Annotated in this window: 12 protein-coding genes and 1 pseudogene; 12 read left to right on the forward strand and 1 reads right to left on the reverse strand. The window is 37.9% G+C overall.

The annotated features are described in order from the left end of the window. The first annotated feature begins 13 nt into the window (after window positions 1-13). The 8 genes from JOD45_RS12860 (at window position 14) to sufB (ending at window position 7,327) form a co-directional block, all read left to right on the forward strand. Window positions 14-832 carry a MetQ/NlpA family ABC transporter substrate-binding protein gene (locus JOD45_RS12860; RefSeq protein ID WP_205004305.1) on the forward strand — a complete coding sequence of 273 codons (819 nt, stop codon included), beginning with the start codon at window positions 14-16 and terminating at the stop codon, window positions 830-832. 195 nt (window positions 833-1,027) lie between these two features. Further along, window positions 1,028-1,405 carry a carboxymuconolactone decarboxylase family protein gene (locus JOD45_RS12865; protein WP_205004306.1) on the forward strand — a complete coding sequence of 126 codons (378 nt, stop codon included), beginning with the start codon at window positions 1,028-1,030 and terminating at the stop codon, window positions 1,403-1,405. Between the two features lie 216 nt (window positions 1,406-1,621). After that, on the forward strand, window positions 1,622-1,771 hold the full coding sequence (locus tag JOD45_RS12870) for a YuzK family famiily protein (RefSeq protein ID WP_205004307.1): 150 nt from the start codon (window positions 1,622-1,624) through the stop codon (window positions 1,769-1,771). Between the two features lie 201 nt (window positions 1,772-1,972). Next, window positions 1,973-2,758, forward strand: a complete 786-nt coding sequence (sufC, locus tag JOD45_RS12875; protein ID WP_205004308.1) for a Fe-S cluster assembly ATPase SufC — start codon at window positions 1,973-1,975, stop codon at window positions 2,756-2,758. 60 nt (window positions 2,759-2,818) lie between these two features. Further along, complete coding sequence (gene sufD, locus JOD45_RS12880) at window positions 2,819-4,129, forward strand: Fe-S cluster assembly protein SufD (RefSeq protein WP_205004309.1); 1,311 nt, start codon at window positions 2,819-2,821, stop codon at window positions 4,127-4,129. Next, window positions 4,129-5,352 carry a cysteine desulfurase gene (locus tag JOD45_RS12885; RefSeq protein ID WP_205004310.1) on the forward strand — a complete coding sequence of 408 codons (1,224 nt, stop codon included), beginning with the start codon at window positions 4,129-4,131 and terminating at the stop codon, window positions 5,350-5,352. Before sufD ends, JOD45_RS12885 begins: the two co-directional genes overlap by 1 nt. Continuing rightward, on the forward strand, window positions 5,339-5,782 hold the full coding sequence (gene sufU / locus JOD45_RS12890; RefSeq protein WP_205004311.1) for a Fe-S cluster assembly sulfur transfer protein SufU: 444 nt from the start codon (window positions 5,339-5,341) through the stop codon (window positions 5,780-5,782). The genes JOD45_RS12885 and sufU overlap by 14 nt, the downstream gene beginning before the upstream one ends. A 147-nt stretch (window positions 5,783-5,929) precedes the next feature. Further along, window positions 5,930-7,327 carry a Fe-S cluster assembly protein SufB gene (gene sufB, locus JOD45_RS12895; RefSeq protein WP_205004312.1) on the forward strand — a complete coding sequence of 466 codons (1,398 nt, stop codon included), beginning with the start codon at window positions 5,930-5,932 and terminating at the stop codon, window positions 7,325-7,327. Window positions 7,328-7,392: 65 nt separating this feature from the next. On the opposite strand, the pseudogene JOD45_RS17040 reads toward sufB, so the two are convergent. Then, window positions 7,393-8,470, reverse strand: a pseudogene (locus JOD45_RS17040) (tyrosine-type recombinase/integrase); the annotation flags it as partial. Between the two features lie 39 nt (window positions 8,471-8,509). Here JOD45_RS17040 and JOD45_RS12905 point away from each other — a divergent pair. The 4 genes from JOD45_RS12905 (at window position 8,510) to JOD45_RS12920 (ending at window position 10,775) form a co-directional block, all read left to right on the forward strand. After that, on the forward strand, window positions 8,510-8,851 hold the full coding sequence (locus tag JOD45_RS12905; RefSeq protein ID WP_205004313.1) for a hypothetical protein: 342 nt from the start codon (window positions 8,510-8,512) through the stop codon (window positions 8,849-8,851). Window positions 8,852-9,084: 233 nt separating this feature from the next. Continuing rightward, window positions 9,085-9,315, forward strand: coding sequence for a hypothetical protein (locus tag JOD45_RS12910; RefSeq protein WP_205004314.1), 231 nt, complete (start codon window positions 9,085-9,087; stop codon window positions 9,313-9,315). After that, window positions 9,305-10,468 carry a Tle-like phospholipase domain-containing protein gene (locus JOD45_RS12915; protein WP_205004315.1) on the forward strand — a complete coding sequence of 388 codons (1,164 nt, stop codon included), beginning with the start codon at window positions 9,305-9,307 and terminating at the stop codon, window positions 10,466-10,468. Before JOD45_RS12910 ends, JOD45_RS12915 begins: the two co-directional genes overlap by 11 nt. A gap of 16 nt (window positions 10,469-10,484) precedes the next feature. After that, entirely contained in the window at window positions 10,485-10,775 is a 291-nt protein-coding gene (locus JOD45_RS12920; protein WP_205004316.1) for a hypothetical protein, read from the forward strand. The last annotated feature ends 807 nt before the right edge of the window (window positions 10,776-11,582 follow it).

The raw sequence follows: 11,582 nt of genomic DNA on the forward strand, positions 1-11,582 counted from the left end.
GAGAAAACAAAGAATGAAGAAGATATATGCATTGGTCATAAGTCTAAGCTTAGTATTTCTTTTAGCTGCTTGCGGAGCTGGAAAAGATGGAAAAAACGAAAAAACGAATACGTTAACAGTCGGGGCGACTCCTGTTCCTCATGCGGAAATTCTTGAAAAGGCAAAACCGATATTGAAAAAGCAAGGTGTTAATTTAAAAATCGTTAAGTTCCAAGATTATGTCACACCAAATAAAGCTTTAGCAGCAGGGGATATTGATGCCAACTATTTCCAGACCATTCCTTATTTAAGAGTGCAAGAAAAGAAACTCCATTACAATTTTAAAGATGTTGGAAACATCCATATCGAACCGATTGGTATTTACTCAAAAAAATATAAAAGCTTAAAGCAACTCCCCGACGGCGCAACAATCATTATGAGCAATTCAGTTTCTGATGAGCCGCGGATGCTGCTGCTCCTTCAAAAAGCGGGGCTTATCAAATTGAAAAATGGCGGCAATGTCAACTCAAGAATTGATGACATCACGTCTAACCCAAAACATTTAAAAATAGAAGCAAAATATGATGCTGCTATGCTTCCTAAAATTTATAAAAACGGCGAAGGAGATGCTTTGCTGATCAATACGAACTACGCATTAGACGCGGGTCTGGATCCAAAAAAGGATGCTATTGCAATGGAAAATGAAAAATCTCCATATGCCAATGCCATCGTTGTGAAAGCAAAAGATGAAAATAATCCAGCTGTTAAAAAACTGGTGAAGGTGCTTCATTCAAAAGAAATCCAAGATTTTATTAATAAGAAGTATAAGGGCGCTGTTGTTCCAATTAAATAGTCTGAAGAAGTTGGACGCAAGAGTCTGGCGCTGTGTTTATGGCGTGCGCGCCGCTGTTGGATTTCTTGTAGTCGCACAGCCGCTTTTCACACAGCCCGGAGCAGCTATAGTTACTCCTTTTAACATGTTTTAAAGCATCGCATAATTATACGTGTTCTTGACATACTAAAACCTGAACTTCTGTAGAAGAGAGGTATGAGAGTGGAAAAAGAACACACATCTGCAAATGTCACTGAACAAATTATTTTGGATTACAAATCCGGACTTCATGAATTTGAAAAGAAAATGCCTCATATTGCAGATAAGTATAATGAATTTACAGCAGCATGTTTTAAAGAAGGTGAACTTGACCAAAAGCAAAAACAATTAATTGCTCTCGGCATCAGCATATACTCTCAAGATGAGTATTGCATTGTATATCATACTAAAGGCTGTATGGATCAAGGATGTACGGAAAAAGAAATTCTAGAGGCAGCTGGTGTGACAGCCGCTTTTGGCGGCGGCGCAGCAATCAGCCAGTCGGTGACATTGGTCCAGGATACTTTGGATGAGCTTAATCAGATGAAACACTAGACAATATTGAAAAACAGAGGAATATCCAGCTATTTTTCCCTTTATACTGTTAGGGGCATTAGAGGAAGCGACAATGCCGGCTATCGTTCGAAATGTTTTAAATTGCGTTTTGGGTGCAGATATTTTATATGTTAACCTTGAATTTGTTAAAACATTTTGAAAGGGATGGTTTATATCAACACCCAAAACCAGATTCGTCTGTTACACACCAGCGAAATGGAAAAAGCGATGCATCATTGTCATGGTATTGGTTATGCTGAATACGAGAGAAGCTTGGAAAAACGAATTCAAGTTGAAAAAACACGCGAAAAAGACTATCGAAAATGCAACACCATTGCAGCTGAGCAGGACCATAAAATAATTTAGTTATAGACATCATAAAAACCAGTCTTTACGGCTGGTTTTTCTCCTTATTATAGGTAAAAACTTTTACATAACATTATTTGAAATGTATTTGGATTTGATATAAGATTGTAATGAGAATAGAATGAGAATAATAATGAATAAATCTTCCTATTTAAATATAGGAAAAGTAAAGATAAGACATCAATTAACGGAGGTATGACCATGTCTGCACCAAATCTTAAAATCGAAAATCTTCATGTTTCTATAGAGGATAAGGAAATTGTTAAGGGATTTAACTTAGAAATCAACGGCGGGGAAATCCATGCGATTATGGGTCCTAATGGTACTGGTAAGTCAACGCTTGCTTCTGCTATAATGGGGCACCCTAAATATGAGATTACAGAAGGCTCTGTGATACTTGATGGCCAAAATATTCTAGAAATGGAAGTCGATGAAAGGGCTCGTGCCGGCCTTTATTTAGCTATGCAATATCCAAGTGAAATCAGCGGTGTAACAAATGCCGACTTCTTAAGAACTGCGATCAATGCGCGCCGCGGCGAAGGAAATGAAATTCCATTAATGAAGTTTATTAAGCAGCTTGATAAAAAAATGGATTTGCTCGACATCGACCAAGAATTTGCACAACGTTATTTAAATGAAGGATTCAGCGGCGGTGAGAAAAAACGCAACGAAATTCTTCAGCTTATGATGCTTGAACCAAAGATTGCTATCCTCGACGAGATCGATTCAGGATTGGACATCGATGCGCTTAAAGTCGTTGCAAAAGGCGTTAACGAAATGCGTTCTCCTGAGTTTGGATGCTTAATCATTACTCACTATCAACGCTTATTACAATATATTACACCTGACAAAGTCCACGTTATGATGCAAGGCCGTATTGTCAAATCCGGCGGACCTGAGCTTGCACAGCGTCTTGAAGAAGAAGGTTATGACGGTCTGAAAGCAGAACTCGGCATTGTAGATGAAGCGGAAGAACAAGAAGTATAAGGTTGAGAGCTTTTTAACGCTAGAGCATTCAAATGATCTTGATGAGGTAGGAGGAATAATATGTCAACGGAAGTAACAGGGGTTCAATACGATTCGGATTATATCAAAAGCTTTTCCAAGGATCGTCATGAGCCGGAGTGGTTTACGGATCTTCGATTAAAAGGGTTGCAATGGGTTGAAGAACTTCCAATGCCAAAACCTGAAAAAACAAGGATTATTGGTTGGAACTTTACTGAATTTGAACATCAGCCATCAGCAAAATCTTTCTCTTCGCTTGAAGATTTGCCGGCAAAAATCAAACAATTGGTCGGACAAGGCGATCAATCAGGCAATGTGCTTATACAGCATAACGGTGCGCCTGCTTTTCGCTCGCTAACAAAAGAATTAGAAGATAAAGGTGTCATATTCACCGATCTTGCTACGGCTCTTAAAGATCACGGTGACTTAATTAGAAAATATTATTTTACCGATGCAGTGAAAGCAGATGAAAATCGTTTAACAGCTCTTCATGCAGCATTAGTCAACAGCGGGACATTCCTTTATGTGCCAAAGAATGTAGCAGTCAATGTACCAATCCAAACAATTTATTGGCAGGAAAATCCAAATGCAGGATTTATTAACCATGTTATCGTAGTCGCTGAACAAGGCAGCTCAGTCACTTATGTTGAAAACTATTTGTCGACAGAAGAGAGCGGAGCCCCTGTAGCAAATGTTATCACTGAAGTATTTGTCGGGGACAATGCTAAGGTTCAGTTCGGTTCTGTTGATAACTTCTCAGAAAACATGACAAGTTATTTTAATCGCCGGGGCCGTGTTGAAAATAACGGCAAATTAGAATGGGCGCTTGGCCAAATGAATGAAGGCAACACAATTTCTGAAAACTTAACTGATCTTATCGGCGAAGCTTCAGCGGCTGATATTAAAGCTGTCAGCGTTGGCCGCGGAGACCAAAAGCAAAACTTTGTCAACTTTATCAGGCACTTCGGCAAACATTCAGAAAGCGCCATGCTTATTCACGGTGTTCAGAAAGATTCTGCTAACTCTATTTTTAATGGCAAAACAAAAATCGAACATGGCGCTTCTAAATCAGACGGTGAACAAACGCAGCGTGTTCTTATGTTAAGTGACCAAGCACGCGGTGATGCCAATCCAATTCTTCTCATTGAAGAAGATGATGTTGTTGCCGGCCACGCTGCTTCAGTCGGACGCGTTGATCCAATACAGCTGTTTTATCTTATGAGCCGGGGCATTACAAAAGAAGACGCCCAACGTCTCGTTATTCATGGCTTCTTAGCGCCAGTTGTTAATCAATTGCCGATCGAAGAGGTTAGAGCTCAATTAACTGAGGTTATCGAAGGGAAAGTTCAATAATGAACATTAAAAACATTCGCGAGCTGTTTCCAATCCTTAATCAACAAGTCAATGGACACCCTCTTGTTTATTTAGACAGTGCTGCAACATCACAAAAGCCTGTTTCCGTGATTGAAGCCATCAGTCAATATTATCGTGAATATAATTCTAATGTTCATCGAGGCGTGCATACGCTGGGAACGAAAGCAACGGACGGTTACGAGGCTGCTCGTGAAAAGGTACGGCGCTTTATCGGCGCGGCAAGCACTGAAGAAATTATTTTTACACGCGGCACAACCACTTCGCTTAATTTTGTCGCTTACAGCTACGGACGCGCTCGTTTAGAAGAAGGCGATGAAATCGTTATTAATGCCATGGAACATCATGCTAATCTTATTCCTTGGCAGCAGGTCGCAAAAGCAACGGGAGCAACATTGAAGTACATTCCGCTTCAGCCTAACGGGACCTTTAATTTAGATGATGTCAAAAAGACCATTACAGAAAGAACCAAAATTGTTGCTATGGCACATGTATCAAACGTCCTCGGCACGATTAATCCTATAAAAGAGGTTGCTGATATCGCTCACCGACACGGAGCTGTTTTGGTTGTTGATGGTGCGCAAAGTGCACCTCATTTAGCGGTTAATGTTCAGGAGCTTGGCGCTGATTTCTTTGCTCTTTCCGGTCATAAAATGCTTGGCCCTACGGGTATAGGCGTTTTATATGGAAAAAAAGCATTGCTTGAAGAAATGGAACCGGTTGAAACCGGGGGCGAAATGATTGACTATGTTGATTATTATGATTCAACATGGAAAGAACTTCCTTGGAAGTTTGAAGCGGGTACACCTGTGATAGCCGGTGCGATTGGCTTGGGTGCCGCAATAGACTTTTTAAATGAAGTAGGGCTTGACAACATCCATGCACATGAAGAAGAACTGGCAAATTATGCTTTGGATGTATTATCAGAAATAGAAGGGCTTGAAATATACGGACCAAAAGAACGTGCCGGTCTGGTTACTTTCAATATTGACGGGGTGCATCCTCATGATGTTGCAACGGTCCTTGATACTGAAGGCATTGCTATACGCGCGGGTCACCATTGTGCACAGCCCTTAATGAAATGGCTTGGCGTTAATGCCACTGCCAGAGCAAGCTTTTATCTTTATAATACGAAAGAAGACATCGACGCACTTGCCGCCGGATTAAAGAAAACAAAGGAGTATTTCGGTCATGTCTTTGAATAACTTAGATCAACTCTATCGCCAAGTTATTATGGATCATTATAAGAATCCACGAAACCGCGGCGAATTGGATCAAGATAACAAGTTAGTTGTTAATATGAATAATCCCACTTGCGGCGACCGTATTCAACTTCAGCTTCAAGTTGAAGATGGAAAAATTACAGATGCGAAATTTACCGGAGAAGGCTGTTCAATCAGCCAATCTTCGGCATCAATGATGACGGATGCCATTAAAGGATTATCGGTTAATGATGCGCTGCACATGTCTGAAATATTTTCTGACATGGTTCAGGGAAAAGATTATGATGAAGATGAACTTGATCTGGGGGATGTAGAAGCGTTGCAAGGCGTATGCAAATTCCCGGCAAGAATTAAGTGTGCAACCTTGGCGTGGAAAGCAATGGAAAAGGCTTTAAACGAACAAAAGCAATAAAGTTCATGTTCAAAAAGGATAAATAGAGCCTCCTTTTCCGGACTCTTTGAACACAATCAAAATAAGCATGTATCGGGAAAACGAATATGTTACAATGAACCTGCATGTTAATAGTAGGCAGCGCCATTATATTAAGGAGGGTTTTCAATGGCCAAGAAAATGCCTGAAATTGGCGATTATAAATATGGCTTTAGAGATAAAGACGTCTCGGTCTACCGTACAGAACGCGGTTTGACTAAGGAAGTTGTTGAAGATATATCCAGACGAAAAAATGAACCGCAGTGGATGCTTGATATCAGATTAAAGGCACTTGAACATTTCTACAGCAGACCAATGCCGCAGTGGGGCGGTAATTTAAATGATCTTAATTTTGATGACATCACATATTACGTGAAGCCTTCAGAGAAATCCGGACGTTCATGGGATGAAGTTCCTGAAGAAATTAAGCGGACTTTTGACAAGCTTGGCATTCCGGAAGCTGAGCAAAAATATCTTGCCGGGGTTTCAGCGCAATACGAATCTGAAGTTGTTTACCACAATATGAAAAAAGATCTTGAAGAAATGGGAATTGTCTTTAAAGACACTGATTCCGCATTAAAAGAAAATGAAGATCTTTTCAAAGAATATTTTGGAACAGTTGTCCCTTATTCCGATAACAAATTCGCAGCGCTAAACACCGCAGTATGGTCCGGCGGCTCATTTATCTATGTTCCTAAAGGCGTTAAGTGCGAAACGCCGCTGCAAGCTTATTTCCGCATCAACTCAGAAAATATGGGGCAATTTGAACGGACATTAATTATCGTTGACGAAGGCGCATCAGTTCACTATGTTGAAGGCTGTACAGCACCGGTATATACAACAAACTCTTTGCACAGTGCAGTAGTTGAAATTATTATTAAGAAAGATGCTTACTGCCGTTATACAACTATCCAAAACTGGGCAAACAACGTATACAACCTCGTAACTAAGCGCGCTGTTGCGTACGAAAATGCAACGATGGAATGGATCGACGGCAACATCGGCTCAAAATTAACGATGAAATATCCTGCTGTATTGCTTAAAGGTGAAGGGGCAAGAGGCAATACATTATCCATCGCCATCGCAGGCAAAGGACAAAACCAAGATGCAGGCGCTAAAATGATGCACTTAGCGCCAAACACATCTTCAACAATAGTATCGAAATCCATTTCGAAAAACGGCGGAAATGTTACGTACCGCGGCATCGTTCACTTCGGACGCAAAGCGGCGAACTCCCGCTCCAATGTCGAGTGTGATACGCTGATAATGGATAATGAATCCACTTCTGATACAATTCCATACAATGAAATTCTTAATGAGAACATTTCATTGGAACACGAAGCAAAAGTATCTAAAGTATCCGAAGAGCAGCTCTTCTATCTCATGAGCCGCGGCGTTTCAGAACAAGAAGCAACTGAAATGATCGTCATGGGATTCATCGAACCATTTACTAAAGAACTGCCAATGGAATATGCTGTTGAAATGAACCGTTTGATTAAATTCGAAATGGAAGGTAGCATTGGTTAATCTTGATATATCAATGATTTTAACCAAATAATGTAGGTTACACCCACAATCCACCCACAAAAAAATTAAAGGTTGTGGGTGTAACTCTCATATAATTCAAGAGCATCATCCTCAATCTTTTCAGTTATATGCAGATAAGTATCTGCGGTTACTTTTACACTAGCGTGTCCAATTCTTTCGGACACGTATTTTAAATTTGCACCAGCTTCAAGTAAATGTACTGCATGTGAATGACGTAGAGCATGTGGTGATAATATTGGTGAATTTGCACGTTTACGCTTTGAAGTATTCTCTTACTACGTTTGTTCTTAACCAGCGGCCGTCATGTTGATGAAAGATAATATCTGACTTTGGCGCTTTGTAATTTTCATACATTAGGTACATTTCTTTACGATTAATCTTCTGCTTTTTAAGCAAGTGAATTGTTTTATTATCGAGTTTAATTGTTCGTAAACTTTTCTTAGATTTAGGCGTTGATAAATAAGCCGTTGAATTTAATGGGTAGACCAAAGTTTTATTAACTGTCAATGTGTTTTTTTCAAAATCAATGTCCTTCCAAGTTAAAGCTAAAGCTTCACCAATACGAAGTCCCGTACGAGCTATTAAAGAAAAAAGAATATAATACTGGATAGAATGTTTATATTTAGCATTTTTAACTGGACGTTTGACTTCATTAAGAAATATTTCAAGTTGTTCACGAGTGAAATATTTCAATTCATCTTTTTATCAGGATTTTTAGGAATGTTTATTCGTACAATTGGGATTCTCACGTAATATTTTAAATTCGTGAACAGCATCGTGTAATGCGGTACTCATTATACTGTGAATACGCCTAATCGTACCCTTGCTATAATGATTTATTAATTCATTAATCCACTTTTGATATTCAGTTCTTGTAATTTCCTTTAGTTTGTAATTTCCCCAGCGTGGAAGAATATTTAATCTTACATTCCTCTCTTGAACAGAATAGGTTATTGGTTTTACGTTAGGCTTTTTATACACTTCTAACCATTTTTCAAAAAACTTGTCCACTTGCTCATTTCCATCTTCTGAAAATCCGTAGTATTCAATTTCCATCTCAACTTGTGCCGCTGCAAGTTGTGCTTCTTTTTTAGTTTTGAATCCACGTTTTGATTTTTCTTTTTATAGAATGGTTATTTTAAAGAATGGGAGGATTGAAATATGAATGATAAAGAAAGAGAAGAACTAGCTTCTAAATTGTTGCTGATGAAAAATGCCATATTGGCATTATATGAACATGTTGATCCTAATTTTAGAACAAGAGATTTCGTTTTACTTAAATATGGATATACGTCTGAGGAAATGGGTCAATTAGATCACTATTTAGTGGATATTCAGTTAACTAAAAAAATACCGACTAAAGAAGAATTTAGAAAAAAGATTGCTGAAATAAAAGATCTTCCTGTGGATAGTATTCCAATGCTCCATGTAGAAGAGGTGTTGTTAGGGTATTATTCAGACGGAATGTACGAAAATAACATTGCTAAGATTTTAAATTTATAAGTATGTATTTAACAGAGTTTTCCCCCCGTATCTGCTTAGATGCGGGGTTTTTTATTTGTCTATAAACATCATTTTATTTTTAAATTCAAAAAAATGGTTTTAATCATATTGGAACAAATGGTAAAATTAACTTAATCACAATAAAAAGGTGTTGGTTGAAGATTAAAAAGAAACTATGGATAACTATCGGTATTGTGGTTTTAATTTTCATTATTTTTATAGGAGGTGCTTATGTGAAGCATAAACAAGGTGAAAGAGAAATAATAGCTCAAGGAGAAAAAGTGGCGAAGAAATATTTAAAAGAAAAAGAAGGAATAAATCACGTTAAATTCAAAGATTATAGTATTTCTCCAATGAGAGTTATAACTTTAGACTATATCAATGAAAAATCAAAAAAAGAAATTAGTGTTGATATGATTAGACACGAAAATGGACAGTGGGAGGTCCTTGGTATTGCCTACTAATGCTATAAAAGATAAAGATTTTTACTTTTTATCGGGTAGAGTGTATAAATGGGGAAAAACCGCAAAAACAGATAATAAAGAATGGGGAATTATTAATAGTAAAAAATGGATCGAAAAAGATAAAGAAAGCGGCTTTCAAGCCAAAGTTTTTAAACATGACGATCAAGTCGTTATTGCCTTCGCTGGCACTAGTCCAAGTGACCTCGGTGATCTTCGGACAGATGCCGAAATGGCTCTTAATGAGAGAAAGAGACGGCAAGAAAGAATGAAAGAACACTCTTATTCCCCTATCATAGGGAAGGCAATGGCTTCTTACGACAACTATGAATCTAAGCATGATCAATTTACAGAAGCAGATAATCTTGTAAAGGATGTTAAAAAGAAATATCCTTCTGCTAAAATTTTTGTGACAGGGCATTCTTTAGGTGGCGCGTTAGCCCAATATACGGCTGCCAATCATGATCTTGAAGGTGTAACATTTAATGCGCCAGATATAACCAATACGCTTCCAAAAGACCTCCAAAAAGAAGTAAAAGAAGGCAAGTTCAATGGTAAAGTAACGAACTATGTTAATCCGAAAGATTGGATAGGAAGCGGTTACATAAAAGAATTTAAACAACATGTAGGTTCAACCTATTATATTAATTCACCTTATAAGGGCAAACCTGAAGCCCCAAAAATAGGTATTCCGCAGTTTGATATCCCTTCTGCCTTAGTGACAAATATTAAATGGTATGGCCAATCAGTTGCGGGACCAGGTTATCATTATTTAAATACAGATTATAAGTTTGATAAAGACGGCAACTTAGCTAATCCGGTTTTCGATCAAAAAACAGGTGAACAACTGATGGCTTCTCCGAGATATACTGCTGGAGGTCAAACAATCGAAGTTACCCCTGATAGATTACGACAACTTGCAACCGAACTTGAACAAAGAATTGGTGCTGTTGAATCTGCGACCGGCTCTGTTGTGATGGCTGCGGAAGGATTATTCAGTGTGGAAGGCGCTAAAGAATTAAATTTAGCGGAGCTTGCGGAACGCGTTATCCAAACGGTTAAAGGTGTTCAATATTTTCATACGGAAAAAATACAGGAACAGTCACAGATGTTAAAAGATGCAGCTTCTCGATTCGAACAAGCGGATGAGGATTAATTAAGAAGGTGAAAGGATGATAATAAAGTCATTTGGTGAAGCGGAAAACCTATGCCGATTAATTGCTTATAGAATAGATGAGGAGATTAGCATTTTAAAAGAAACAGAAACTAAAATGAAACAAACTTATGGACAGCTGAACGATTGGAGAGGTCATTCCGCTGATAAAAGCAAGCAAAAACTCAACTCGGCATTTTTTGATATTCAGAAAAAGGCAAGCGATCTGGAAGCACTCAAAGGGGCGTTGTACGCTAAACAACTTCAAGCAGCCTTTCCGCCTGTTGATATAGTTAAAAAAAGTAAATAAAAATTTCGATTCATATAAAAATGGTTCCTTCTCATTGAGAGGGACATTTTTTATTTGTCTATAGATGTCGAAAGGGCTTAAAAAAATAATTTTTAAAAACGGGTTTAATTTATTGCTCGGCGCCGTCCTTATTTAAATAAAATATATTTTCGCCGTCAAAAAATGAAACATATGTTATTGAAGATTATGCCGATTATGAATGAATAAGGAATATTAGGCGTATTTTTCTGATAATATAACAGATAGAGCACTATATTTTGACAAAGTGCTCATATGAAAATGATTAAAAATAAAAGTTCCCAAAAGAGGGGTCAATAAATGGAAGGCAATAGATTCTAAAAAAAGAATGGTTGGATTTGGAAAGTGAAGCGGCTTCTAGGCTGATTTTTTTTTAATAATTTAAATCGAAAGGTTGCTGGTTTGATATTTTACATAATGGCGGTGATGGTCGCTTCCTGCATCTTAAAGGCCAGTATTTAGTCTGCTGAAGGAACAAAAGAGCAAGAAAGATTTTGAACATTTATTGAAATAATTCATTAAGGATTTACATACAAGGTGATATATACTATACTTCAACACACAGGTCTATAATGCTAAATGTACCAAACATAACCAAAAATACTCAATTATTTTTGACTCTGTTTCAACTGTCTACATCTCTCAAGGTACATGAGCATTGTAAGATCTGCCCTAAGTCAAACCCCGTATCCGTTTAAAGTGTACCCTTTGTAAAGGACATTTTAAAAAAAGCCTAGGCTATTTTTAGAAGATGATCTCTGTATTGAACAGGGGTCATCCTTTTTAAAT

The sequence above is a fragment of the Scopulibacillus daqui genome (assembly GCF_016908855.1).
In the GTDB taxonomy this organism is placed as follows: Bacteria; Bacillota; Bacilli; order Bacillales; family Sporolactobacillaceae; genus Scopulibacillus_A; species Scopulibacillus_A daqui.

Coding starts and splice junctions, on each gene's coding strand:
- sufB (WP_205004312.1), top strand. CDS start 5,930: ATGGCCAAGAAAATGCCTGAAATTGGCGATTATAAATATGGCTTTAGA.
- JOD45_RS12885 (WP_205004310.1), top strand. CDS start 4,129: ATGAACATTAAAAACATTCGCGAGCTGTTTCCAATCCTTAATCAACAA.
- JOD45_RS12860 (WP_205004305.1), top strand. CDS start 14: ATGAAGAAGATATATGCATTGGTCATAAGTCTAAGCTTAGTATTTCTT.
- sufC (WP_205004308.1), top strand. CDS start 1,973: ATGTCTGCACCAAATCTTAAAATCGAAAATCTTCATGTTTCTATAGAG.
- JOD45_RS12865 (WP_205004306.1), top strand. CDS start 1,028: ATGAGAGTGGAAAAAGAACACACATCTGCAAATGTCACTGAACAAATT.
- sufU (WP_205004311.1), top strand. CDS start 5,339: ATGTCTTTGAATAACTTAGATCAACTCTATCGCCAAGTTATTATGGAT.
- sufD (WP_205004309.1), top strand. CDS start 2,819: ATGTCAACGGAAGTAACAGGGGTTCAATACGATTCGGATTATATCAAA.
- JOD45_RS12870 (WP_205004307.1), top strand. CDS start 1,622: ATGGAAAAAGCGATGCATCATTGTCATGGTATTGGTTATGCTGAATAC.
- JOD45_RS12905 (WP_205004313.1), top strand. CDS start 8,510: ATGAATGATAAAGAAAGAGAAGAACTAGCTTCTAAATTGTTGCTGATG.
- JOD45_RS12920 (WP_205004316.1), top strand. CDS start 10,485: ATGATAATAAAGTCATTTGGTGAAGCGGAAAACCTATGCCGATTAATT.